Below are 24,367 nucleotides of genomic sequence, written 5' to 3'. Positions count from 1 at the left end.
AGCGGCGCTGCGCGGCAAAGTCAAGCTTACTCGCAGGCGGCCGGATCATAAACGCTCTAGATCAGGGCCTTCACGGCCTGCATGAAGGGGCCGATCGAGACCGGCTTGGCCAGATAGCCTTCTGCGCCTGCCTCGCGAATCCGCTCCTCGTCGCCCTTTCCTGCATAGGCGGTGACCGCCAGGACCGGGATCGTGCGCAGGATAGGGTCCTTCTTGGCGGCCTCGATCAGGTCCAGGCCTGAGACATTGGGCAACTGGATGTCCATGATGACGAGGTTGGGCACGAAATCGCGCGCGCGGTCGAGCGCATCGAGGCCGTCGGCAACCGGCTCCACGGCGAAGCCCTGGCTCTTGAGCACGTCGCAAAAGAGCTTCCGATTGAGGTCGTTGTCCTCGACAACGAGGATTCGCTTTGCCATTCGACGCCTGGACACCATCTAGGGGTTCCCTACCGCTCTATGTGACGCAAGCGAGGCTGACAATTCTCAGAGACAAGCCATCCCCAGCCAACGACGATCCGCAGGCCCTGGCCTTGAATGCCCTGGGCTGGGTGCTGGGCGACGACGATCGAGCGACCCGTTTCCTTGCCCTGACCGGACTGACGCCCGATTCGCTACGCGCTTCGCTGGGCGAACCGGCGACGCTGGCGGCGGTCATCGAGTTCCTGTGCGCGCACGAGGCCGACCTTGTTGCCGCTTCCGAGGCACTGGGCATTGCTCCGGGAACGCTGGTCGCGGCGCGTGAAAGGCTGGCACGATGAAAAAGCCCCTGCTCATTACCGACTGCGATGAAGTGCTGCTCTACATGGTCACGCACTTTCGCGACTGGCTGGCCGAGGATGAAGGCGTGACCTTCGATCTCGCGCGTAGCGACTTCTACCGGTCGATGCGGCGTGCCGACAGCGACGAGCCGCTTTCTGAACAGGACGCCTGGCGTCTGCTCAACAAGTTCTTCGACGGCCAGATGCATCGGCAGACCCCGGTTGAGGGCGCGATTGCGGCGATCGGGACGATCTCCGAACATGCTGACGTCGTCGTTCTCACCAATCTCATGGATTTCCGCAAGGAAGCGCGCACCCGGCAACTTGCCGACCACGGCATCGACCTGCGCGTCTATACCAACCAGGGACCGAAGGGGCCTGCGCTGAAGGCAATTCTCGATGAGTATGCGCCGAGCCGGGCGGTATTTATCGACGATCTGGCCGTGCATCATGGCTCGGTTCGCGACGTCGCCCCAGACATCGGCCGGCTGCACTTGTGCGCGGAGCCGAGCATCGCCCCGCATATTCCCTGCGCCCACAAGGCCGGGGACGCGCATGTCCGCATCGACGATTGGGACAGCGCACTGCCCTGGTTGCTCGACCGCCTCGTCAATCCCACGAAGGCTGCTCCCCAGGCCGCCGAAACTTCGAAGGACAGTGAAGACAAATGAGTGAAATCGACGCCCGCCTTGAACAGCTTGGCCTCGTCCTGCCCCAACCGGCCGCGCCCGTTGCCGCCTATGTCCCCGTCGTCGTTTCCGGCGACGTGGCCTATGTCTCGGGCCAGTTGCCTTTCGTCGAGGGCGAGCTGGTGACCGGCCGCCTCGGTGAGGATGTCTCGCTCGAGCAGGGCATCGAGGCAGCGCAGGCCTGCGGGGTGATGATCCTCGCCCAGCTCAAGGCCGCGATCGGGTCGCTCGACCGGGTCGAGCGCGTGGTGAAGCTCGGGGCCTTCGTCAATTCCACCGGCGACTTCACCGATCAGCCCAAGGTCGCCAATGGCGCCTCGGAGCTGATGGCTGCCGTCTTCGGCGAAGCCGGGCAGCATGCGCGAAGCGCAGTCGGCGTGCCGGTACTTCCGCTCGGCGCCGCCGTCGAAGTGGATGCCATCATTGCTCTTCGCCCTGCTTGATCGCTGGTTTGCGCCGGCCCCCGATCCGCGCAAGGTCGCGTGGGTCGGCGCGCATAACTACGCCCATCGCGGGCTTCATGCACCGGGCGTGCCCGAGAATTCCTGCGCTGCCATCGAACATGCGATTGCCGGCGGTTACGGGATCGAGTGCGACGTGCAGCGTTCGGGGGACGGCCAACCGGTCGTCTTTCATGACTTCGACCTCGATAGACTGACGCAGGAGAGCGGGCCGGTGGCCCGGCGCAGCGCGGCCCAGCTCGGCGCCATGCAGCTGTCGGGAACGGCGCAAACGATCCCGACCCTGCGGCAGGTCCTCAAGCTCGTCGACGGACAGGTGCCGATTCTGATCGAGGTAAAGTCGAGCCGCGAGCAGCGCGTGGCCGCGACCTGCCTGGCCGTGCGCCGCGTGCTGGAAGGCTACACCGGCGCGCACGGAGTGATGAGCTTCGATCCGCGCGTCGCGGGCTGGTTTCGCAGGCACTCGCCGCACACCGTGCGCGGCCTTGTCGTGACCGAGGGGGAAGATCGCGCCCTTCTGGGGAGGATCCGCAGGCATCTTGCACTCTGGCACGCCAGACCCGATTTTCTGGCCTACGACATCCGCGATCTGCCCAGCAGGTTCGCTGCGAGCCAGCGGCGGCGGGGCATTCCGCTCGCCACCTGGACGGTGCGTTCGGCCGAACATCGTGATCGTGCGGCGGTCCACGCCGATGCCCCGATCTTCGAAGGCGTCGTGGTGGCAGAGAAAGGAGCGGGCGCGGCAGCGTGAGCGAAGGCGAATTCACTGCGAGAATCCATTCCGCCATCGGGGCGCTTCCCGCTGGTGAGTGGGATGCCCTTGCCGGGGGCGGCAACCCTTTCGTTTCCCACGCCTTTCTCAGCGCGCTCGAGGAATCGGGCAGTGTCGGCGGGCGCAGCGGCTGGCAACCGGTCCCGATCACTATCGAAGGGCCGAACGGAAGCCTTGCCGCAGCCCTGCCGTCCTATCTCAAGCAGCACAGCCAGGGCGAATATGTCTTCGACCATGCCTGGGCCGATGCCTGGCACCGGGCCGGGGGCGAGTACTATCCCAAGCTGCAGATCGCCGTGCCCTTCACCCCGGCAACCGGCCCGCGCCTGCTGACGCCGCATCCCGAACTGACATTGCCACTGCTGCGCGCGGCGGAAACGCTGTGCCGGGACAACGGTTTTTCCTCCGCTCACGCCACTTTCATCGAGCCTGCGCAGGTCCCGCACTTCGAGAAGGCCGGTTGGCTCCTGCGCGAGGATATCCAGTTCCACTGGGAAAACCGCGAGTATGCGAACTTCGAGGAATTCCTGGCCGCGCTGTCGTCGCGTAAGCGCAAGGATATCCGCAAGGAGCGCGCAAAGGCGCAGGAGGGCGTCGAGATACGCACCCTGCGCGGCGAGAATATCCGCGAGGAGCACTGGGACGCGTTCTGGGAGTTCTATCAGGACACCGGAGCCCGCAAGTGGGGGCGGCCCTACCTGACGCGATCGGCCTTCACCCTCATGGGCGAGACGATGGCGGACCGCATTCTGCTGGTGCTGGCCTTCATCGATGGCGAGCCGGTGGCCGGTGCGCTGAACTTCATCGGCGAGGAGGCGCTCTACGGTCGCTACTGGGGCGCGCGGATCGACAAGCCGTTCCTGCACTTCGAGCTGTGCTACTATCAGGCGATCGACGCCGCGATCGCGCTGGGCCTCTCTCGCGTCGAGGCCGGGGCCCAGGGCGGGCACAAGCTGGCGCGTGGCTATGAGCCGGTGCGCACGGTTTCGGCGCACTACATCGTCCACAACGGCCTGCGCGAGGCGATTGCCGAGTACCTTGAGCGGGAACGCGCCGGCATCGCCCAGGACCAGCTGTGGCTGGGCGAGAGAGTGCCCTTCCGCAAGGCCTGAACCGGGGCCGAGCGATCCGTCGCAGGGCGTTCTAGGCGGCGCGGCGCATCGAGGCCGAGAGCCATTCGCGCGCGCGGCGCTGGGCTTCGGCGATTTCGCGCGCCGTCATTTCATCGGCGACTTCCGCGCGGCAGGTAGCGGCTTCCTCGTGACCGGCTACGGCGGCGAGGTTGAACCACTTGTGCGCTTCGATCAGGTCGCAGGCGGCGCCATGGCTGCCCGTTGAGTATGCGACTCCGAGATCGAAATAGGCGGAAACGTCTCCTTGCGACGCAGCAGCAAGGCAATTGGCGACCAGCAGGTCTTCAGCTTCGATATCCGCGGCCGAAGCGCTGGTGAATGCGTCGTTCTTGATCCAAACAGTTTGCATCTTCCGATACCCCCCTGTCCAACAAAGCCCGTTTTGGCAGTTCGACACGGCTAGGCTGGACCAGCGATGGTCAACAAACCGTTAACGTTGTTTGTGGAACTTTGCGAATGTCCTCGCGAACCCGCGCCGTTTCGAAGCCGGATTCACGTTTTTTGTGGAAGGGGGCGCATCTGCCCTTGTGCCGCGCATACCGCGCATTTATAGGCGCGACCAACCGCGGATCTTCGAGAGGTTACCGGAAAAACCGGGGCCGCAGGGCGATGAAGGTTCGGGGCATACGTGCGGAGATTCTCTGGATGGCAACGGCCCTGTCTGATGAAATTGATGTGCTTTCGAAAGCAAAGCGCGTCCTGGGCGGCTCTTATGTCGCCGAACCTGACGAACCCTACATGTGCGAAGCGCAGCAGGATTATTTCCGCCGGCTGCTCATGGCCTGGAAACGGCTGATCCTCGACGCTTCTGCGGGCACCCTGCAGCAGTTGCAGGACGGTCCGATTCGCGAGCCGGACCTCAACGATCGCGCGTCGAGCGAGACCGACTGGGGTATCGAACTGCGCACCCGCGACCGTCAGCGCAAGCTGATCGCCAAGATCGATTCGGCCCTGCGCCGTATCGAGGAAGGCGAATATGGTTTTTGCGAAGTGACCGGCGAACCGATCGGCCTCGGCCGACTCGAGGCGCGTCCGATCGCGACCATGACCGTCGAGGCGCAGGAAGCGCACGAGCGCCGCGAAAAGATTTCCCGCGACGACTGACCCATTCTGGCACGGTAGTTCATCTCGCCTGAGGGATTACCGTGCCGTTAACTCTTTTTTCGTCACTCGGGACTAACCTTCGTCAGGTAGCGTGTCTGCTCGTGCAAGTCTCTGTTTGTACTGGCATTACCGGCACTGGATGGAGCTTATGATCAAAGGCGAAAATCGGCAGATCGCGCGCGACAGCCTGTTTCTGCTGGCCGATCTGCGTGTCGATGGCCTCGACGGCGAATTCCGCATCAAGGTGCGCAACCTCTCCGCTGGCGGGATGATGGGCGAAGGCACGGTCCGCGTGGTGCGCGGATCGAAGGTCTCGGTCAGCATCCGCAATGTCGGCTGGGTCGACGGGACAGTTGCCTGGGTGCAGGAAAATCGCTTCGGCGTCGCCTTTCAGGATGACATCGACCCGAAACTGGCGCGTGCGCCGGTCAGCATCGGCGAAGATCCCTCGCCGCGTTTCGTGCGCAATCACCAGCCGCCGGTTACGGGCGTGAAGGGGCTGCGCAAGATCTGATTCCTGTCCGCCAGCCATCGCAGGGCAGAGGCGTTTTTCCCACAAGATCGAGACTTTCGTGCGAAATCGTCGCTTGCGCATTTGCGGCGCGGCGGAAATCGATTAGTCCGGCAAGCATGCTCCCCACGCGCAAAGCCTTCCGGGCCCTTGCCCCCCTGGTCGCGCTGACGATGGGCGGCTGCAGCGGCTTCGACAATTCGACACTGAATGTGGCGGTGATTGGGGAGGCCGACGATCCGTTCCAGTCCGGCAAGGAAGTGACGGCATCCGGCCAGTTGATCCGCGCCGCGACGGTAGAAGGCCTTGTCGCATTCGACGAAAAGGGGCGGGTGATCCCCGCGCTGGCCGACCGCTGGATCGTGACCGACGACGGCCAGAGCTACATCTTCCGCCTGCGCGACGGGGATTGGGCCTCGGGCGATCCGATCTCGGCGGAATCGGCGAAGAAGGCCCTCGATACTGCCCTGAAATCCCTGCGGCGCACGACCTTCTCGCTCGATCTGGATGGGATAGACGAAGTGCGCGTCATGGCCGGTCGCGTCATCGAGATCCGTCTCCAGCGTCCGATGCCCTACCTGCTTCAGCTTCTCGCCCAGCCTGAACTTGGCCTCTACGAGGACAAGCAGGGCAATGGTCCGATGCGCATGAAGAAGATCGGCGACGTCGCGCGCCTGACGCCGATCGATCCATCGACGCTGGGCCTGCCCGAAATCCAGAACTGGGACAAGCGCACCCGCAACATCGACCTGCTTTCGCTCAGCGGGCCCGAAGCGGTCCAGCGCTTTAACGACGGCAAGGCGGACCTTGTCCTGGGCGGACGGATCGAGGACTTTCCGCTGACCCGTTCGGTTGGTATCCTGCGCGGGACGATCCAGCTCGATCCGGTGGTCGGGTTGTTCGGGCTTCAGGTCATGAATGACAAGGGCTTCCTTGCCGATCCGGCCAATCGCGAGGCGCTGGCGATGGCAATCGACAGGGATGCGTTGATCGAGCAGTTCCGCCTCGGCGGCTGGAAGCCCACGACCCGGATCGTCACGCCCAGTCTCGACGGCGATCTCGGCACCATCGGCGAGCGCTGGAGCGAACAGTCATTGGAAGAGCGGCGTGCCGTAGCCGCCGCGCGCGTGCGCATCTGGCAGGCGTCCGCAAAGAAGGACGGCGACAAGGAAAAGAAGGCGGGCAGGGCCGTGACCGGCTCGGGTGGCGGAGCGGCGGCCGGGCCGCATATCAGCATCTGGCTTCCGCAAGGTGAGGGGTCCGACATCCTTCTCGAGAAGCTCGGCAGCGATTTCGCGGCGATCGGGCTGCGCCTCGAAAAGGCGGAGAGTGGCGATACGGCAGACCTGGCGCTTGTCGACGACGTTGCGCGCTATCCCCGGGCGGTCTGGTACCTCAATCATTTGTCCTGCCGTGCGAAATTCGGTCTGTGCTCGCAGGAAGCGGATGCGCGTGTCAGTGAGGCCCTGGCGGCAGCGACGCCGGAAGAACGCGCCGCCCTGATGACCGAGGCCGAGGCGGAACTGACTGCGGAAAACGTCTATATTCCCTTCGGTTCGCCGATCCGCTGGTCTCTGGTGCGCGGCAGCGTCGATGGCTTTGCCACCAACAGCTGGGGGTGGCATCCCTTGATGCCCCTGGCATGGCTCCCCAGATAAGAGGTTGAGCAAAGGCAACCAGAAGGAGTAGCCGAGCCTTGGCGATCGGAGAGAATTCCGCGCGGCGCATGAACATGGAACTGCCGATCGGCACCGATCCGATGTCGATCCGCCGCCGCATCGAGGCGCTGGAACTGGTCCTCGAGCGGGCCTTCGAAGTGCCCGGCATCCGCTACAAGGTCGGTCTTGACGCCATCGTCGGCCTGGTCCCCATCGCCGGCGACCTGATCGGTGCGGCGCTGGGCATGTACCTCGTCTGGGAAGCCCGCAACCTGGGCATGTCGAAGTGGCAACTTGCGCGCATGACCGCCAATGTCGGCGTTGACACCGCGCTTGGCGCAGTCCCGCTGGTGGGCGATGCCTTCGACTTCGTGTTCCGCTCGAACAGTCGCAATCTCAGGATCATCCGCAAGCACCTCGACAAGCATCATCCCGAAACCCGGATCATCGAGGGTTGAGCAAATCGATGCGCAGATTTGCCCCGCTGGCCGCCGTGTTGGTTCTTGCTGCATGCGGCAAGGGCGAGAATGACCCCGGTCCGGGCGGCGTGACCGTCGGAGAGGCCCGCGCGCTCGACGAAGCTGCGCAGATGCTCGACGAGCGCCGGCCGCCGGAAGAAGTGCTGCAACCGACCGGCGCTCCTGCAGAATCGGCCACCGGAGCGCTCAGCAGCCAATAGGCCTGACGTAATACCTCAGTCGAAGCTCACCTTGCCGCGTCCGGCCTTCACGGCGCCGCGGATCTTCTTGCCCTTCAGGCGCTGGGTCTTGCCAACGCGATTGAGGCGGCTCTTGGCGCGCTTTTCGGGCAGCTTGTGCGCCTCGCGCAGCAGTTCGGCCATGCGCTCGCGCGCATCGGCGCGATTGGCTTCCTGGGTGCGGAACGTGCGTGCGGTGAGCACCAGTTCGCCCTTGCCGGTCATGCGGCTTCCGGCGAGCTGCTTGAGCCTTGCGAAGACCGGCGGGGCCAGGCGCAGGGCATAGACGTCGAGGCGCAGCTGCACCGCCGTTGCCACCTTGTTGACGTTCTGGCCGCCCGGACCGGCCGAGGCGATGAAAGACTCGGTCGCGAGGGCGTTGGCGCGCTCGACGACCGCTTCACTCATCGGCAGGGCTGAGGTCTTCGGAGCCGAGGTCTTCATAGCCGGGGTCGACGAAACCGAGGGCGGCGAAGTCTGCGGGAAGCGGGGCGATGGCGACGATGGGGGCTTTCTCGCCGCGCGGAACGGTGAGGGCGGCAGCATGAAGCATGGTCCGTGCCCCGGCCTTCTTCGTCCCATAGACCGGATCGCCGAGCAGCGGCATGCCGAGGCCTGATGCGGCATGCACGCGAATCTGGTGGGTCCGGCCGGTTTCGGGGCGGAATTCGATAAGCGTCAGGCCGTCGCGCGTGTCGAGCTTGCGCCAGTGCGTCACCGCGGGCTTGCCCTTGCGCGCCGGTATCATGCGCCAGCCGTCCTTGGCCGTGCTCACCTTGGACAGCGACAGGGCGATCGTGCCCTCGTCATCGGCCGGAACACCGGTCACGATGCCGAGATAGCGCTTTTCGACGAGGCGCTCCTCGAACGCCGCGGCAAAGCGCTTGAGCGCCTTGGGATTGCGGGCCAGCAGCAGGCAGCCGGAGGTGTCGCGGTCGAGGCGGTGAACGGGCGCGGGCTCACGGTGGAAGCCCAGCTTGAGCGTGTCGATATAGTCGTCAAGGCTCACCCCGCCGGCCCGGGGGCGGTCGAGCGGCAGGCCTGCGGGCTTGTCGATGACGAGCGCTTCGCCGTCTTCGAAGAGAATTTCCAGTTCCATCAAGTGACTTTCATCAGGCAAGGGCCTTCGCAATGCGGCGCAATGCCTCGGTAAGTTTGGCCTCGTCGGCGGCGAAGCTGATTCGGAAGCCGTTGCGGCCGCCGAAACCCGATGCCGGAACGATCGCGACGCCGTTTTCGAGAAGGTGGAGCGCAAGGCCGGTATCGTCGCCGAAACGCTGCATCAGCGGAGCGGCATCGACCATGCAGTAAAAGGCGCCGTCGGGCGTCGGGGTCGAGAGACCGGGAATGGCGTTGATCGCCGAGACCACCATGTCGCGGCGCGCGCGGAAGCGCTCGCACCACTCTTTCAGGAAGTCCTGCGGGCCCTCGAAGGCGGCCACGGCAGCCGCCTGGCTGATCGAGCAGGGATTGCCCGATGAATGCGACTGCAGCTTTTCCATGGCCCTGATCAGCCATTCCGGCCCGGCGGCCACGCCGATGCGAAAGCCGGTCATCGCATGGCTCTTGGATACGCCCGAGATCGTCAGGATGCGGTCGGCAAGGTCCGGGCACAGGTTCGCAAGGGTCGCGTGCGGCTCGCCGGTGTAGTTGATCGGCGCGTAGATGTCGTCCGAGAGGACCATGATGCGCGGATGGCGGCGCAGGACTTCGCCGATGCCGCGCAGCATGTCGGCCGGGTAGTAAGCGCCGGTCGGATTGCCTGGGCTGTTGAGCAGCAGCCATTGCGTGCGCGGCCCGATCTGCGCTTCGAGGTCGGCAGCGGTAAAGCGGAAGTTGTCACGCGCCGAGGTCATCAGCGGCACGACGCTGCCGCCAGCGAAGCGGATGATCTCCGGATAGCTGACCCACCAGGGGCAGGGTACGATCACTTCCTCGCCCTCGCTGATCGTGGCGAGCAGGGCGTGGAAGATCGCCTGCTTGCCCCCTGCGCTGACCGTGACCTGCGAGGCGGGGACCTCGATGCCGAGGTCGCGCGCGAAGTGCAGCGCGGCGGCCTGCTTGAGCCGCGAAGTGCCGCCCACCGCGGTATACTTGGTATCGCCTGCGTCGAGCGCGGCCTTGGCGGCCTCGATCACGTGGGGCGGGGTGGTGAAATCGGGTTCGCCAACCGAAAGCGAGATGATGTCGACGCCTTGTTCGCGAAGCTGGATGGCGCGGTCTGTCATCGCCGTCGTCTGGGACGGGGCGATGCGGGAGAGGGCATGGGACGTGTGCATCAGGTGAGCAGTCTGGCCGGAATGAGGCCGCGCAGGGCGTTGCCGATGAAGAACCCGCCGGCAAGATCGTCGAGCGTCAGCGCGGCTTCGGCGGCGCGGCCCTCGTCGAGCAGCGAGCGGCGCAGGACGCCGGGCAGCAGGCCGAGATCGGCAGGAGGGGTAAGCAGCTTGCCGTCGCGTTCGACGAACAGGTTGGTAAAGCAGCCTTCGGTGACGAGACCGTCGTCGCGCAGGAAGATCGCTTCGTGCGCCCCGGCTTCTTTTGCCGCGACGAGGCCGGCCTCGTAGAAGCCGCGGTCGCTGGTCTTGTGACGCAGGCGCCAGTCGCCGCTGTCGACCGGCATGCGCAGCACCGCAACCGTCGCCGGTTCGGGCAGGCTTTCGGTCACGTCCGCCAGTTCGAGCGCGTAGGCCCCGCTGCGCGCGGCGACGAGGCGCAGCTTGGCAGGGCCTTCGGCATCGAAGCACAGCGCCTGGATCGCATTGCGCACGGCGTGGCGATCGAAAGTGAAACCGAGCGCGGCGGCGCTGGCCTTGATCCGTTCCAGATGCAGTTCGAGCAGCGGAATGCCGTCTTCCGGCGTAAAGCGCATGGTCTCGATCAGATCGAAGCTCGCGGGCGAGGCTGTCCCACCCGTATGACGCGCTTCCGACTCTCTCACGAAACCCCCTTTGATCAGGCATTCCCGCCATTCGGGAAGCGCTTGCGAATCGGCAACGATGGCCGATCCGACCCCTAGCACCGCTTTGCCCCCGCCATTCTCGCCGGGAGTGAGCCGCAAGGTGCGGATTGCCACATTAAACGCGGCATCGCCAGAGGGTTCGATCCGCCCGATAGAGCCGCAATAGGGCCCCCGTAAGTGGCGTTCGACCTGCGCGATCAGTTCCATTGCCCGGATCTTGGGCGCACCGGTGATCGAGCCGCAGGGAAACAGCGCGCGCAGCACGTCCACCGCGCCCTTGCCCGGGGCAAGCGTCGCGCCGACCGAGGACACCATCTGGTGGACGGTCGGGTAAGTCTCGATCGTGAAGGGATCCTCGACCCGGACAGACCCCGCTTCGGCCACGCGCGAAAGGTCGTTGCGCATGAGATCGAGGATCATCAGGTTCTCGGCGCGATCCTTGTCGGAAGCCGCCAGTTCCTCGCGCAGGCGCTCGTCCTCAGCCTCGTCGCGTCCGCGCGGGCGCGTGCCCTTCATCGGCTTGACCCGCACCGACCGGTCCTTGAGCGAGAAGAACAGTTCGGGCGAGAAGCTCAGGATCCAGTGGCTGCCGTCATGGATCAGCCCGCCGTAGCCGGCGTCGGCGGCGGGTCGGATGGCTGCGTAGAGCGCGAAGGGATCGCCCCGCCATGGCCCTTCCAAAGGCATCGTCAGGTTGGCCTGATAGATGTCGCCGTCGCCGATCGCGCGGTGCAGCGTGTCGAAGGCGTGCTCGTAGTCCCCGATCGGGACTTGCGGGTCGAGTGGGCCGATCGCCGCGGCATCGTCGGGCGCGCAGGAGGCCAGCCAGGTCGGCACGTCGGCAGCCGGGATGGTCTCGTAGCCCGCGAAGACGCCGAACCACACGAGCGGGCCGACAGCGCCGGTGCGCTCGGCAAGCAGCCCGGCCAGCCGCGGCTCCAGCGCAAGGCCGGCCTCGTAGGCCATGTATCCGGCCAGGTGGCGGCCTTCGCGCTGCAGGGCTTCCAGGCGTTCCAGCGCCGGCGCAACGTCCTGCGCCCGCCGCGCCTCGACGATTTCGAGCGGTTCGCGGTAGAGCCGGGCTCCGGCTGCGCCCAGGGTGCGGGCGTCATCGAGAAGGACGAATGGACTGGTCATGGTGCGTGTTTCGCCCCGCCTTTAGCCGCGCAATCGCCGGCTGGCAAAAACCCTCTCGCACTCAGGGAAATGCAGCCTTATCACTGGGACAAGACTGGCGAAACAAGGGAGCCCGGGACCGGCAATGAGCGATATCTTTCTGGGGCTTGGCGCCGATGGAAACCGACAGGCGCTGCGGCTGGGCCGTGCCAATCGCCATGGGCTGATCGCCGGCGCGACGGGCACCGGCAAGACGGTGACGCTCCAGACCATTGCCGAGCAGTTTTCCGCGCAAGGCGTGCCGGTGTTCATGGCCGACGTGAAAGGCGACCTTTCGGGAATTTCGATGCCCGGCAGTCCGACCTTCAAGCATGCCGACAAGCTGGAGAGCCGGGCGAAGGAAATCGGTCTTGCCGACTATGCCTATTCCGACAATCCGGCGGTCTTCTGGGACATCTACGGCGAGCAGGGCCATCCGGTCCGCACCACGATTTCCGAAATGGGGCCCTTGCTGCTCGCGCGGCTGATGGATCTCAACGATACGCAGGAAGGCGTGCTCAACATCGTCTTTCGCTATGCCGACGAACAGGGGCTGCTGCTGCTCGACCTTGAGGACCTGCAGTCGATGCTGGCCTATACGGCCGAGAACGCGGCGGATCTCTCGGCGAAGTACGGCAATGTGACCAGGGCCAGCGTCGGCGCGATCCAACGCCAGCTGCTGGCGCTGGACAGCCAAGGGGCGGCGCAGTTCTTCGGCGAACCGGCGCTGGAGATCCAGGACTTCATCCGCTGCGACGATCAGGGCCGCGGCTACATCAACGTGCTGGCCGCCGACCGGCTCATGCGCAGCCCAAAGCTCTACGCGACGTTCCTGCTCTGGCTGCTGTCCGAACTGTTCGAGGCGATGCCCGAAGTCGGCGATCCGGAGAAACCCAAGCTGGTCTTCTTCTTCGACGAGGCGCACCTGCTGTTCGACGATGCCCCCAAGGCCCTGCAGGATACCGTCGAGCAGGTCGTGCGCCTAATCCGCTCGAAGGGCGTGGGCGTCTATTTCGTGACGCAGAACCCGATCGACATTCCCGAGGATATCGCCGGCCAGCTGGGCAACCGCGTCCAGCACGCGCTGCGGGCCTTCACCCCGCGGGACAAGAAGGCGATCAAGGCGGCTGCCGAGACTTTCCGGATCAATCCCGAACTGGACGTCGAGGCTGCGATTACCGAACTCAAGGTCGGTGAAGCGCTGGTCTCGACGCTCGACGAGGAAGGCGCGCCTACCGTCGTCCAGCGTACGCTCATCGCTCCGCCCCGCTCGCGGCTGGGTCCGGTGTCGGAGAAGGAGCGGGCAATCATCCAGTCGATCAGCCCGTGCGAGGGCAAGTACGATACCCGCGTGGATCGCGAGAGCGCCGAAGAAGTGCTTGCCGCAAAAGCCGCCGATGCCGCGGCCACGGCCGAGGAAGTGGCCGAGCAGGGCGAAGCTGAAGTGCGCAAGCGCGAAAGGCGCAGCCCGAGCCTGTGGGACGGTCTGGGCGGCAAGGTCGCCAAGGCCGCTGCCGGTGCGGCCGCCGCCAGCGCCGGATCGATCCTCGCCCAGACCCTGCAGGGCAAGAAGAGCCGCGCCAACCCCAAGGCGTCCGCCGCCAGCGCGGCTGCGGGCACGATCGGAAGCACGATCGAGAAAGCCATCGGCATCCCGGGAATAGGCCGCTTTGCCCGCAACCTGATCGGTGGCCTGATGCGTTAGTGCGGCGTGGGGAGGGGGCGGTTGTTCCGCACCGTTCCGGCGCTCAGCCGATGGGAATGGCGATTCGAGCGGTCAGGCCTTCGACCTGGCCGTCGGCCGCGTGGCGGTTGGACAGGCTGAGGGCGCCGCCATGCTGCTCGGCGACGGCGCGGGCCAGCGCGAGGCCAAGGCCGGCGCCGCCGGTCAGCGAATTGCGTGAGGGATCGCCGCGCGTGAACGGGTCCATCATCGCATCGATGGTGTCTTCGGGAATGCCCGGCCCCACGTCCTCGATCCGGATGACGGCGAGATTCCCTTCGCGCTTGAGCGAGACATTCGCGTTCTCTCCGTAGCGCAGGGCATTGTCGATCAGGTTGCGCATGGCGCGGCGCAGCCACGTGGGGCGCAGTTCCAGGACAATCCGCTCGCTGTCGCCCAGTTCGACCGGGTTGCCGAGGTCTTCGTATTCCTCGACCACCGAGGCGACCAGTGCGGAAAGTTCGGTGCGTTCGCGCGGATCGCTGGGCCTGCCGACGCGGGCGAGCGAGAGGATATCGTCCAGCGTGCGCACGATATCCTCGATGGTCATCGCCATGCGGGAACGTTCGGCTTCGTCCTGCACCGATTCGATGCGGACGCGCAGGGCGGCCAACGGGGTCTTGAGGTCGTGCCCGATGGCACCGAGCATGACGTCCTTTTCATCGAGCATGGCGGCAATGCGCGCTTCCATGGCGTTGTGGGCGACGATCAGCCTGCGCATGTCCTCGGGGCCCGACGGCTCCAACTGGCCATCGGCGTCCTGGGTCATGGAAAAGCGCTCGACCCGGTTGGTAAGGGCCGCCAGCGGGCGGGTGATCCGGCGCAGGATCAGCGCCACGGCACCGACCAGCACCACGTAGATGAACAGGGTCTGCAGAACGATCGGCATGAGCAGGATGTTCATGGCGCGCGGCGTGCGCACCCTTGCGATCATCCAGTTGTCGCGCTGCTTGGGCCTGACCGCAACGACCAGCAGGTGGTCGTCCATGGACTTGGCGATTTCTTCCGGCTCCAGGTGATGGGCGCGGCCGCGCATCACCATGCCAAGCCGCGCGACCGGGTCTTGTCCGACCGCGCGGTGGACAACGATGACGTCGGAATCGGGAAAATCCTGATCACGCAGGATGTCGCTCAGGCGGTTCTGCGCGCGCTCGTCGCGGATCTCGCCTGCGCCGATAGGCAGACGGGTCGAGAACTCGAGGGGAAAGCCGCGCGGCGCAGGGCCGGCGAAGGGCGCATCCTCCTGCTTTCGCAATTTGCGGGCGACCCATTGCGGGCCGCGGGTTTCGGCGATGAGGCGGAAGGCGGCGGCGTTGAGCATGCCGGTCTCGTAGCCTTCGCGCTGGGCACGATAGACGAGCACGGCACCAAGGCCCTGGACGAGCAGCAGGGCCACGGCGACGGCCAGCAGCATCTGGCCCATCAGGCTGCGGGGCTGGAGGAACTTCATTCAGGGGCGAGCGGTACGCGCTTGACGTCGGTGGCGAGCATATACCCGCCGCCCCACACCGTCTGGATCAGTTGCGGATTGCGGCTGTCGACTTCGATCTTGCGGCGCAGGCGGCTGACCTGGTTGTCCACCGCGCGGTCGAACAGGTGCGCCTCGCGGCCCTGCACCATGTCGAGCAGGCGATCCCGGTTGAGGACCTGGCGCGGATGCTCGAGGAAAGCCATCAGTAGGCGGAACTCTACCGAGGAGATAGCCACGACGGCGCCTTCGGCATCGGTCAGGCGGCGCTTGAGTGGATCGAGGTGCCAGCCTTCGAAGACGAACGCTTCGTTCTCGGCCGGAGCCGCGGGCACGCGCGAGGAACGGCGTAGCACGCTGCGAATGCGGGCAACCAGTTCACGGGGTTCGAAGGGCTTCACGACATAGTCGTCGGCGCCGATTTCGAGCCCGACGATGCGGTCGGTCGCCTCACCGCGCGCGGTCAGGAAGATGACCGGCAGATCCTGCGATTCGACGAGGTGGCGGCACAGCGAGAGGCCATCTTCGCCCGGCATCATGATGTCCAGCAGGACCAGCTCGGGCTTCTCTTCACGCAGGCGGCTGCGCGCTTCTGCGGCGCTGACTGCCTGGCTGACGGCAAACCCCTGGCGCGAGAGGTACTCGGCCAGGGGCTCGCGCAGGGCTGCCTCGTCGTCGACGAGAAGCAGCCTGGGTGGCGCGGTATCGTTCATTGCAATCCTTCTTCCGCGCCGTCAGTTCAGTTGGCGGCGCTCGTCTTCTGCGCCTTCTTCGCCTGCCATTGCGCCTTCATCTTGTCACGCGCGGCCTTGCGTTCTTCCTTGGTGACAGTGCCGTCCTTGTTGGCGTCCATCATGTCGAAGTGCCTGGCGGCGGCGGCCTCGAACTCGTCCTGCGAGATCGCGCCGTCGTTGTTTGTGTCGGCCATCTTCATCATCGCCATGCCGCCGCGGTGCCAGCCACGCTTGTCGCCGCGCTTGCCGTGATGGCCGTCCATTCCATCCATGCCTGGATCGTCCATGCCCGGGCCACCGGGGCCGCGCATGCCGTCATGGCCGGGGTGCCTGGCATCCATGAATTCCTGCTTCGAGATGCTGCCGTCCTTGTTGGCATCCAGCATCTCGAACATGCGGTTCTTCATTTCGGTGCGGCGCTCCTCGCGATCCGTCTGGTCGAGCTTGCCATCCTTGTTGACGTCCATGCGGGCGAACATCGCGGCTGCCATGGCCTGCGACTCGGCGCGGGTCACGGCGCCGTCGCCGTCGGTGTCCATCATGGAATTGCCATGGGGCATCTGCGCATAGGCAACGCCGCCGATGGCGAGTGTGGCGGCGGATATCGCAAGCGACACCTTTCCGAACCTGGTCATGAATTCTCTCCTCGCTGCACCCGAAAATGGGGCGAAAGTCGCGGGGCGGGGGAAGGGAGGGGGAAGATCGTGCCCCGCGACTTTCTTGTGTTCCTTCTAGATAGGGCTTGTCGCGCAGTTATGCCGGGACAGGCCATTATTGTCGCCAATTGTCTCAGTTCGCCTTGCCCATTCATAGCCAGGCAAGATTTCAGCGGGGCCGGTGGAGGGTGCCGAGGCCGCAGGTGATGAACAGCGCGGTCGCGGTTCCTGCAATGTCGGCGGTGTGCCAGGTGCCGGCGGGATTGATCGCATATTCGCCCGCGGCGAGAACCTGTGCGCTGGTCGAGCCGTCCTCGCGCTCCTGGATCAGGGTCATTTCACCGGCCGTGCACACAACGACTTCGTCGCCTTCGGGGTGGACCTCCCATGAAGTCCAGTCGCCGGTGAAATCGTGGAGCGCGACCAGCCGTCCCTCGGCGCCATCCGCATGGGTGCGCCCGGCATAGGCCTCGTACCATTCGAGGCCGGTAAAGACGGGTTGGGCTTCTGCCCGGGCACCGAGCCCGAGATGGATCGGGTTGGTGCGCAGGTCATGCGCTTGAGCCATCGGTCATTCTCCCGGCCCTGCCTTCCTTGGGGTGATTTGCAGGACCGGGGGAGTGAAGCAAGCGGCCGCCGCCATGGCAAGCCGTCAAATCCTCAAAGCGGCACGCATTGTTCTTCGAGCCAGGCCTTTGCGCTGCCTTCAAGCTGCGGCCCGACCACTTCGAGAACGCGGGCATGGTAGGCGTTCCACCAGGCCACGTCGTCGCGTGTGAAAAGGGCCCTATCGACCAGGCGGCGCTCGATCGGGACCAGAGTGAGCGTCTCGAAGCCGTAGAATTCACCTTCCGCGCCGTCGATTGCGCGCGGTTCGACCAGCACGAGGTTCTCGATGCGGATGCCATATTCGCCGGTCTTGTAGTAGCCCGGCTCGTTCGAGATAATCATGCCGGGCATCAGCGACTGGTCGGTTCCGGCCTGGCCGCCCGCGGACTTGGCGATGCGCTGCGGCCCTTCGTGGACCGAGAGGAACGAGCCTACGCCGTGGCCGGTGCCGTGAGCATAGTCGAGCCCGGCGGTCCAGAGGAACTGGCGCGCCAGCACGTCGAGCTGGCTTCCGGCGGTACCTTGCGGGAAAACCGCGCGGGCCAGCGCGATGTGGCCCTTGAGGACGCGGGTGAAGCGGTCCCTTACCTCTGCCGGGGGCTCGCCGGGGCCGACCCAGACGGTGCGGGTGATGTCGGTCGTGCCGTCCGGATACTGACCGCCGGAATCGACGAGATAGACGCTGTTCGGCTCGAGCGTACGGTTGGTCTCTTCCGAGACGCGGTAGTGCACCACGGCGCCGTTGGGACCGGCGCCGGAAATCGTGTCGAACGATAGGTCGCGCAAGTCGCCGCAGGACTGGCGGAAGGCCTGCAACCGGTCGGCCGCCGTCATTTCGCTGACCGTGCCCTTGGGGGCTTCGAGCGATAGCCAGTGCAGGAACTGCGATACGGCGGCGCCGTCGCGGGCCTGAGCGTCGCGGTGGCCCTGCTGTTCGACCGGGTTCTTGATCGCCTTGGGCAGGACGGTGGGATCGCGTTCCTCGACCACTTCGGCGCCGCCGAGGCGCAGCGTCTCGAAGATTGCGCTGACGGCGCGCTCGGGGTCGACGGCGACGCGCTTGCCGGACAGGCTTTCCAGCCCCGCGACGAACCGGTCGCGCGGCTGGATGCGCACGGCGTTGCCAAGGTGCTGGCGCAGCTCGGGCGTCACCTTCTCCTCGGCGATGAACAGGTCCGCGGTGCCGTCGGCATGGGCGATCACATAGGACAGCGCCACCGGCGTGCGCTCGACGTCGGTACCGCGAATGTTGAGCAGCCAGGCGATCGAATCGAGCGCGGTGATCACCGCTGCATCGAGATGGCGTTCGCCGAGCCATTCGGAAACCGCGCCGCGCTTGGCTTCGCTCGCCTGGCCGGTGAACGCGTCGGGATGGACGAGCGCAGGGGCGGGCGATGGTGCGGGCTGGTCTTCCCAGATCGAATCGATCGGATTGGTTTCGACCGGAGTGACCTTGCCGCCCTTGGCCGCGAGCGCCTTGTCGACCGCATCGACCCAGCGCTGGCCGTGCAGCCAGGCGTCGTAGCCGATGTTCGCGCCATGCGGGGCGTGGGCCTCCAGCCACCTGGCGATGCTGGTCTGGGGCACGCTTTCATAAGCGTAGAGGCGCCCGTCGACCTGGTCGCGCACCTGGAGGGTATAGCGGCCGTCCACGAACATGGCCGCCGCCGGTTCCAGCGAGGGATCGGTCAGCACGACTGCGGTTCCGGCCGAGCCGCCGAAGCCGGTCAGCCAGGCGAGGCGCTGGGCATAGGCGCCGACGTACTCGCTCATGTGTTCGTCGGAGATCGGGATGACGAAGCCATCGAGGCCGCGCGACTTGAGTTCCTTGCGCAGCGCATCGAGGCGCGCTTCATGGGTATTCATCAACATGGTTTCGGTATCCGACTTGCGGGGGGCATTGCGCCAACATAGATGCGAGACATGGCAGATTCCACCCAGACCGTTGCAGGTCCTCCCCAGGCGGCAAAGAAGCCGCATTCCTTCACGTACCACGGGCTGAGCGTCTCCGACGACTACGCCTGGCTGCGCGACCCCGGCTATCCGCAGGTCACCGACAAGGAAGTGCTGGCGCACCTGGAAGCGGAGAACCGCTGGTTCGAGGCGCGGATGGCCGATCGCAAGGGCGCGATCGACACATTGTTCAAGGAAATGCGCGCGCGGATCAAGGAAGCCGACAAGTCGGTGCCGCAGAAGGATGGCGACTGGCACTACTGGATCGAGTTCGAGGAAGGCGCAGAGTACAAGAAGTGGTGGCGCAGGCCCGTGGGCGGCGGCGAGGACCAGTTGATCCTCGACGAAGTCGCGCTGGCCGAGGGCAAGGAATACTTCAGTCTCGGCGCGATCTCGGTCAGCAAGGGCGGCAGATTGCTGGCCTATTCGTTCGATGACAACGGATCGGAGCGCTTCACCGCGCGGATCAAGAACCTAGAGACCGGGGAACTGCTGCCTGACGAGATCCCCGGTACGCTGTCCTCGCTGGTCTGGGTCGGCGATGACAGGGGCCTCGTCTATTCGCTCGCCAACGAACAGTGGCGCACGGACAATGCCCGCCTGCACTGGTTGGGCGATCCGCTCGACAAGGACGTGGAGCTCTACCACGAGAGCGACGACGGCTTTCGCGTCGGCTCCTCGCTATCGTCGAACGAGGACTGGCTGATCATCGGCACCAGCGATCACGAGACGAGCGAAGCGCGGCTGGTGCGGACCGCGGATCCGCTCGGCGAGCAGATCCTCGTCAAGCCGCGCAGCAAGGGCGTGGAGTACGATGTCGATGAACGCGAGGGCGTGCTCTTCATCCATGCCAACGATACGCACGAGAACTTCCGCCTCGCCACGGCGCCGCTGGACAATCCGGGCGAGTGGACGACGCTGATCGAGGGGTCGGACGACTTCTACCTGACCGGCGTCGATCTGTTCCGCGACTTCTACGTGATCGAGGGGCGCCGCGCCGGCCTCGACCAGATCGAGGTCCGCTATTACGACGACCCAGCGCGCGTGGAGCCGATCGTCTTTCCCGAAGCGAGCTATTCGGCGGGCCTTTCGAACAATCCCGAATGGCACATGGATACGCTGCGGCTGAGTTACGAATCGATGGTCAGTCCGGCAACGGTCTATGACTACGACGTGGCAGGGCGCACGCTCGAGACGCTCAAGGTGCAGGAAATTCCCTCGGGCTACGACGCGTCGCTCTATGCGACCGAGCGGCTGGAAATCACCGCGCGCGACGGGACCGCGGTTCCCGTCAGCGTGGTCTATCGCCGCGACCGGACCGGGGCGGGGCCGCTCCACCTTTACGGCTACGGCGCCTATGGCATCGCCATCGAGCCAGGGTTCTCGACTTCGCGTCTCAGCCTTGTCGATCGCGGCTTCGCCTTCGCCATCGCCCATATCCGCGGCGGCGACGATCTCGGCCGTGCCTGGTACAAGGCGGGCAAGCTGGAGCGGCGGACCAACACCTTCAACGACTTCGTCGACGTCGCCAGGGGTCTGGTGGAGCGCGGCTTCACGGCGCCGGGCCAGATCTCGATCTCGGGCGGTTCGGCCGGGGGCGAGCTGATGGGCGCGGTGGTCAATTCCGACCCCGACCTGTTCGGGGCGGTCGTCGCCCACGTGCCCTTCGTCGACGTGCTCAACACGATGCTCGACGAGAGCCTGCCGCTTACGCCGGGCGAATGGCCGGAATGGGGCAATCCGATCGAAGACCGGGCCGCCTTCGAACTGATCCTGAGCTATTCCCCCTATGACCAGGTCAAGCCGCAGGCCTATCCGCCGATCATGGTCACCGCCGGTCTCAACGACCCGCGCGTGACTTACTGGGAACCGGCCAAGTGGGTCGCGCGGCTGCGCGAGTTGAAGACCGACGGCAACGAACTGATCCTCAAGACCAACATGGGTGCCGGGCACGGCGGCAAGTCGGGCCGGTTCGAAAGCCTGAAGGAAACAGCGGAGGAATTCGCCTTTATCCTGTGGCAGCTCGGAGTGGAGGTTTGAGCGACCGGTTTACCTGCACCTTTACCGCCGAGGCCGAACACATCGACGTGATGGGCCACGTCAACAACGCGGTCTGGGTGCAGTGGATGGAAGCGATTGCGACCGCCCACTGGGAGGCCGATGCACTGCCCGAACACCAGGAGCGTTATGCCTGGGTCGTGACCCGCCACGAGATCGACTATCGCGGCAATATCCGCGAAGGCGAAAGCGTGACCGCGGAGACTTTCATTCCCGATGGGCCGAGCGGCGCGCGTTTCGACCGCTGCGTCGACTTTCGCAATGCCAAGGGCAAGGTGATCGTTTCGGCGCGCACGACATGGGCGATGATCGATATTGCCAGCGGCCGGATCATGCGGGTTCCGGCTGAAGTGGTCGACTGCTTCAGCGCAAGTTGACCACGGTCGCGCCGGTCTCGCGCAGGGGCTGCGTGGTCAGGACCTCGCGTTCGGTCCGGTTCCGGCCTGCCGCCTTGGCCTCGTAAAGCAGGTGGTCGCAGCGGCTGTAGAGTTCAGAGAACCGCACCGGCGAAGTGCAGGTCACCATGCCCATGCTCGCGGTTACCAGGCGGTCGAGGCCGGGTATCTCGGCGGCGATGCGGGCCGGGATCGACTTGCGGCGGCGTTCCGCGCGCTCGGGACCGTCCTTGCCGCGCAGGAGAAGGAGGAATTCCTCGCCGCCGATGCGCACCGCCAGGGTGTCCTCGTCAGCCCCGAGCGCGACGGCGACCGCCTGCAGCACGGCATCGCCGGTGGCGTGGCCCATGGTGTCGTTGATCACCTTGAAGTGATCGAGGTCGAGCAGGGCCATCGTGGCAAAGCCCTCTTCAGTCAGGTCGTCGAAGCGTTCCTCGATTCCGCGCCGGTTATAGAGGCCGGTCAGCGGATCGCGCGCAGCCAGACCTTCGAGGATCTTGGTATGGGCCAGTGCATGGTCGCGCTGACGCTTGATCGCCATGAAGCGGTCGGCCACGCCGATCGAGGTGACCACGACTTCGAAGCCGATCGAGATGTGCTGCTCGAGCATCAGTTCGATCGGCACTTCGAACAGGCCGAGGGCGGAAAGGATGCGCAGGGCACCGGTCAGCATCATCGGCGCCCAGGCGACGATCTGGAACAGGATCGCCCGGCTGCCGCGGCTGGCCGCGGTCATGAAGGCCCATGCGAAGACCAGTATCACCGGGACGTAGCTCGCCAGATACCCCTGGGCCGAGAGCGGCCGGATCGGATCGGCCGCGAAGAGATAGATGTAGCTCCAGGCGATGACCCAGGGCCCCAGCCAGCGCAGCATGGTAACCTGGATACGGTCGAGCTTGCCCGGTTCGATCAGGTCGCTGATGAACAGCGATGCGGTGGTTATCGCCATGCCCCAACTGCCCGCCGACAGGACGCTCAGTTCCATCATCGATAGCGAGACGAAGCGGTTGATGAGGCCGCTGCTGACGACGGTCTGGATGAGCATGAACAGCACTGCCGCCGCATGCCAGAGCACGAAGCGCTGGCGCAGGACGCGGAAGAACGCGAAGTTCAGGACGAGGGGAACGCACAGCAGGCCGCACAGCCAGGCGATGACCAGCTCCGAGCGTCCGACATCCACGGCCCCGGGGGCAGGGCCGACGCTCGCGGCGGTCAGGACTCCCACGTGGCGGGGCAGGTCGAACTCGGCGACATAGGCGGCGACCGGCTGCGACAGGCGGGGCAGGGCCACGCGCATGAGCCAGTCATCGGTCGCGAAAGCCATGTCATCGCGGCCGAAAGCGAGGCTGCGGATTTCACCGCTGGTGCCGATGGCAGTGACGCGCATGGCCGAAAACAGCGTCAGGCGTGTGGTCAGCACCGGGTTTTCGATGGCCTTGCGCCCGTGCATGTCGAAGCGGACGAAGGATCGCTGGCCGACGATGGAGGCGCCGCCGGGCTGGCAAGTCCAGCGCGAGCGGTCCTGCGCGATCTCGCGGTAGCTCGTTTGCAGCGTTCCGGATGCGAAACAGGTCGAACCGATGGGAAATTCGTGTCCGACAGGCGCAGCCGATGCCAGTCCTGCCCATGCGAGCAGGATCAGGCTCAACAGCAATTTCCAGCGGCTCCGGATCATTCGCAAGGAATGCCGGAGCTCACTGAAAATACGGTTAATTTCTAGTGATTTTTCTTAACTCAGGATGGTTTGCAGCGAGGTGTAGTCGTAGCCCAGTTCGCTGGCGACGGCCTCGTAGGTGATTTGGCCGGCATGGACGTTGAGCCCGTTGGCCAGGTGCGGATCGTCTGCAAGGGCCTGCTTCCAGCCCAGGTTGGCGATGGCCAGGGCGTGGGGCACGGTCACGTTGTTGAGCGCGTAAGTGCTGGTGCGCGCAACGGCGCCCGGCATGTTGGCGACGCAGTAGTGAACGATGCCGTCAACCATGAAGGTCGGCTCGGCATGCGTGGTCGCACGGCTCGTCTCGAAGCAGCCGCCCTGATCGATGGCGACGTCGACGAGCACCGCGCCCGGCTTCATCGTGCCGAGCATCTCGCGGGTGACGAGCTTGGGAGCGGCAGCGCCTGGGATCAGCACCGCGCCGATGACGAGGTCGGCGTCGGCAACGCTCTCGGCGAGGTTGGCTGTGCTCGCGATGCGGGTCTTGGCGCGGGCTTCGAAGTAGATGCCGAGGCGTTCGAGAACGTCGGGGCTACGGTCGAGGATGGTGACGTCGGCACCGAGGCCAACGGCCATCTGCGCGGCGTTGAAGCCGACGACGCCGCCGCCGATGACTGCAACCTTGCCCGGCATCACGCCCGGAACGCCGCCGAGCAGAACGCCGCGGCCGCCGTGGGCCTTCTCCAGCGCGGTGGCGCCGGCCTGGACCGACATGCGGCCTGCGACCTGGCTCATCGGCTTGAGCAGGGGCAGCGAATTGCCCGGTCCAGTGACGGTTTCATAGGCAATCGCGGTGACGCCCGACTTCACGAGGTCGGCGGTCTGCTCCGGATCGGGCGCGAGGTGCAGGTAGGTGTAGAGGATCTGGCCTTCGCGCAGCATCGCGCGCTCGACGGCCTGCGGTTCCTTCACCTTTACGACCATCTCGCAACCGGCGAAGATTTCGGCGGCGGTGTCGATAATCTTGGCACCGGCAGCGGCGTAGGCGCTGTCAGCGGCGCCGATGCCGAGACCGGCCGACTTTTCCACCCACACTTCGTGGCCGTTAGCGATAAGCTCGCGGGCGCTCTCTGGGGTGAGGCCGACACGATATTCGTGGTTCTTGATTTCCCGGACGGTACCGACGCGCATGATCCAACTCCAAAAAATACGGTA

The 24,367-nt window shown here is 65.5% G+C and carries 26 protein-coding genes; 13 read left to right on the top strand and 13 right to left on the bottom strand.

Annotation, left to right across the window (positions count from 1 at the left end; genetic code table 11):
* Positions 1-56: 56 nt before the first annotated feature.
* Complete coding sequence (locus J3474_RS03695; RefSeq protein ID WP_007012869.1) at positions 57-419, bottom strand: response regulator; 363 nt, start codon at positions 417-419, stop codon at positions 57-59.
* A 41-nt stretch (positions 420-460) separates the two neighbouring features.
* Between J3474_RS03695 and J3474_RS03690 the strand changes: the two genes are divergently transcribed.
* The 5 genes from J3474_RS03690 to J3474_RS03670 are packed head-to-tail and all read left to right on the top strand — an operon-like array spanning position 461 to position 3,794.
* A complete protein-coding gene (locus tag J3474_RS03690; protein ID WP_232512550.1) occupies positions 461-760 on the top strand; it encodes a DUF3572 domain-containing protein in 300 nt (99 codons plus the stop codon).
* Positions 757-1,431 (top strand): HAD family hydrolase, encoded by a 675-nt coding sequence (locus J3474_RS03685; RefSeq protein ID WP_207093129.1) that lies wholly within the window; start codon positions 757-759, stop codon positions 1,429-1,431. The genes J3474_RS03690 and J3474_RS03685 overlap by 4 nt, the downstream gene beginning before the upstream one ends.
* Positions 1,428-1,892, top strand: coding sequence for a RidA family protein (locus tag J3474_RS03680; RefSeq protein WP_207093128.1), 465 nt, complete (start codon positions 1,428-1,430; stop codon positions 1,890-1,892). The genes J3474_RS03685 and J3474_RS03680 overlap by 4 nt, the downstream gene beginning before the upstream one ends.
* A complete protein-coding gene (locus J3474_RS03675; protein ID WP_207093127.1) occupies positions 1,864-2,661 on the top strand; it encodes a glycerophosphodiester phosphodiesterase family protein in 798 nt (265 codons plus the stop codon). The genes J3474_RS03680 and J3474_RS03675 overlap by 29 nt, the downstream gene beginning before the upstream one ends.
* Entirely contained in the window at positions 2,658-3,794 is a 1,137-nt protein-coding gene (locus J3474_RS03670; RefSeq protein WP_207093126.1) for a GNAT family N-acetyltransferase, read from the top strand. Before J3474_RS03675 ends, J3474_RS03670 begins: the two co-directional genes overlap by 4 nt.
* A gap of 31 nt (positions 3,795-3,825) precedes the next feature.
* Here the strand turns inward: J3474_RS03670 and J3474_RS03665 are convergent, their stop codons facing one another.
* A complete protein-coding gene (locus J3474_RS03665; protein WP_007012875.1) occupies positions 3,826-4,164 on the bottom strand; it encodes a sel1 repeat family protein in 339 nt (112 codons plus the stop codon).
* A 296-nt stretch (positions 4,165-4,460) separates the two neighbouring features.
* Between J3474_RS03665 and dksA the strand changes: the two genes are divergently transcribed.
* From dksA to J3474_RS03640, 5 genes are all read left to right on the top strand, one after another.
* On the top strand, positions 4,461-4,919 hold the full coding sequence (dksA, locus tag J3474_RS03660) for an RNA polymerase-binding protein DksA (protein WP_013834409.1): 459 nt from the start codon (positions 4,461-4,463) through the stop codon (positions 4,917-4,919).
* A 148-nt stretch (positions 4,920-5,067) separates the two neighbouring features.
* On the top strand, positions 5,068-5,433 hold the full coding sequence (locus J3474_RS03655) for a PilZ domain-containing protein (protein WP_007012877.1): 366 nt from the start codon (positions 5,068-5,070) through the stop codon (positions 5,431-5,433).
* 116 nt (positions 5,434-5,549) lie between these two features.
* The gene (locus tag J3474_RS03650; RefSeq protein WP_207093125.1) at positions 5,550-7,088 is read left to right on the top strand and encodes an ABC transporter substrate-binding protein; all 1,539 of its coding nucleotides are present in this window, start codon (positions 5,550-5,552) and stop codon (positions 7,086-7,088) included.
* Positions 7,089-7,162: 74 nt separating this feature from the next.
* Positions 7,163-7,546: a DUF4112 domain-containing protein gene (locus J3474_RS03645; RefSeq protein WP_013834407.1), complete on the top strand. Its 384-nt coding sequence runs from the start codon at positions 7,163-7,165 to the stop codon at positions 7,544-7,546.
* An 8-nt stretch (positions 7,547-7,554) separates the two neighbouring features.
* Positions 7,555-7,767 (top strand): hypothetical protein, encoded by a 213-nt coding sequence (locus J3474_RS03640; protein ID WP_207093124.1) that lies wholly within the window; start codon positions 7,555-7,557, stop codon positions 7,765-7,767.
* Positions 7,768-7,782: 15 nt separating this feature from the next.
* On the opposite strand, the gene arfB is transcribed toward J3474_RS03640, so the two are convergent.
* From arfB to pabB, 4 genes are read right to left on the bottom strand one after another with little or no spacing between them, the layout of a single operon-like run.
* Positions 7,783-8,193 (bottom strand): alternative ribosome rescue aminoacyl-tRNA hydrolase ArfB, encoded by a 411-nt coding sequence (gene arfB / locus J3474_RS03635; protein WP_207093123.1) that lies wholly within the window; start codon positions 8,191-8,193, stop codon positions 7,783-7,785.
* Entirely contained in the window at positions 8,186-8,884 is a 699-nt protein-coding gene (locus J3474_RS03630) for an RluA family pseudouridine synthase (protein WP_207093175.1), read from the bottom strand. Before J3474_RS03630 ends, arfB begins: the two co-directional genes overlap by 8 nt.
* Positions 8,885-8,897: 13 nt before the next feature.
* Positions 8,898-10,064: a pyridoxal phosphate-dependent aminotransferase gene (locus J3474_RS03625; protein WP_207093122.1), complete on the bottom strand. Its 1,167-nt coding sequence runs from the start codon at positions 10,062-10,064 to the stop codon at positions 8,898-8,900.
* The gene (gene pabB / locus J3474_RS03620) at positions 10,064-11,884 is read right to left on the bottom strand and encodes an aminodeoxychorismate synthase component I (protein ID WP_207093121.1); all 1,821 of its coding nucleotides are present in this window, start codon (positions 11,882-11,884) and stop codon (positions 10,064-10,066) included. Before pabB ends, J3474_RS03625 begins: the two co-directional genes overlap by 1 nt.
* Before the next feature lie 124 nt (positions 11,885-12,008).
* On the opposite strand from pabB, the gene J3474_RS03615 reads away from it, so the two are divergent.
* Positions 12,009-13,607: a helicase HerA-like domain-containing protein gene (locus J3474_RS03615; RefSeq protein WP_007012885.1), complete on the top strand. Its 1,599-nt coding sequence runs from the start codon at positions 12,009-12,011 to the stop codon at positions 13,605-13,607.
* A 43-nt stretch (positions 13,608-13,650) separates the two neighbouring features.
* Here J3474_RS03615 and J3474_RS03610 read toward each other — a convergent pair whose 3' ends face one another.
* The 5 genes from J3474_RS03610 to J3474_RS03590 form a co-directional block, all read right to left on the bottom strand.
* The gene (locus J3474_RS03610; RefSeq protein WP_041559139.1) at positions 13,651-15,075 is read right to left on the bottom strand and encodes an ATP-binding protein; all 1,425 of its coding nucleotides are present in this window, start codon (positions 15,073-15,075) and stop codon (positions 13,651-13,653) included.
* On the bottom strand, positions 15,072-15,806 hold the full coding sequence (locus tag J3474_RS03605; RefSeq protein ID WP_013834401.1) for a response regulator: 735 nt from the start codon (positions 15,804-15,806) through the stop codon (positions 15,072-15,074). Before J3474_RS03605 ends, J3474_RS03610 begins: the two co-directional genes overlap by 4 nt.
* Positions 15,807-15,832: 26 nt before the next feature.
* The gene (locus J3474_RS03600) at positions 15,833-16,462 is read right to left on the bottom strand and encodes an EF-hand domain-containing protein (protein WP_207093120.1); all 630 of its coding nucleotides are present in this window, start codon (positions 16,460-16,462) and stop codon (positions 15,833-15,835) included.
* Between the two features lie 190 nt (positions 16,463-16,652).
* Positions 16,653-17,051 (bottom strand): cupin domain-containing protein, encoded by a 399-nt coding sequence (locus J3474_RS03595; RefSeq protein WP_207093119.1) that lies wholly within the window; start codon positions 17,049-17,051, stop codon positions 16,653-16,655.
* A 92-nt stretch (positions 17,052-17,143) separates the two neighbouring features.
* Positions 17,144-18,958 (bottom strand): aminopeptidase P family protein, encoded by a 1,815-nt coding sequence (locus J3474_RS03590; RefSeq protein WP_242528177.1) that lies wholly within the window; start codon positions 18,956-18,958, stop codon positions 17,144-17,146.
* Positions 18,959-19,006: 48 nt separating this feature from the next.
* Here J3474_RS03590 and J3474_RS03585 point away from each other — a divergent pair, with 48 nt between their 5' ends.
* Both J3474_RS03585 and J3474_RS03580 read left to right on the top strand, forming a co-directional pair.
* A complete protein-coding gene (locus J3474_RS03585) occupies positions 19,007-21,085 on the top strand; it encodes a S9 family peptidase (protein ID WP_207093117.1) in 2,079 nt (692 codons plus the stop codon).
* A complete protein-coding gene (locus J3474_RS03580; protein ID WP_007012892.1) occupies positions 21,082-21,480 on the top strand; it encodes a thioesterase family protein in 399 nt (132 codons plus the stop codon). Before J3474_RS03585 ends, J3474_RS03580 begins: the two co-directional genes overlap by 4 nt.
* On the opposite strand, the gene J3474_RS03575 is transcribed toward J3474_RS03580, so the two are convergent.
* Positions 21,467-23,173: a diguanylate cyclase gene (locus J3474_RS03575; protein ID WP_207093116.1), complete on the bottom strand. Its 1,707-nt coding sequence runs from the start codon at positions 23,171-23,173 to the stop codon at positions 21,467-21,469. The genes J3474_RS03580 and J3474_RS03575 overlap by 14 nt on opposite strands.
* Positions 23,174-23,227: 54 nt before the next feature.
* Positions 23,228-24,343 (bottom strand): alanine dehydrogenase, encoded by a 1,116-nt coding sequence (gene ald / locus J3474_RS03570; protein ID WP_013834395.1) that lies wholly within the window; start codon positions 24,341-24,343, stop codon positions 23,228-23,230.
* Between the last annotated feature and the right edge of the window lie 24 nt (positions 24,344-24,367).

It is taken from the genome of Novosphingobium sp. PY1, assembly GCF_017312445.1.
Lineage (GTDB): Bacteria > Pseudomonadota > Alphaproteobacteria > Sphingomonadales > Sphingomonadaceae > Novosphingobium.
Note: the sequence above shows the minus strand (reverse complement) of the source record. Positions and strands in the feature narration are given on the sequence as shown.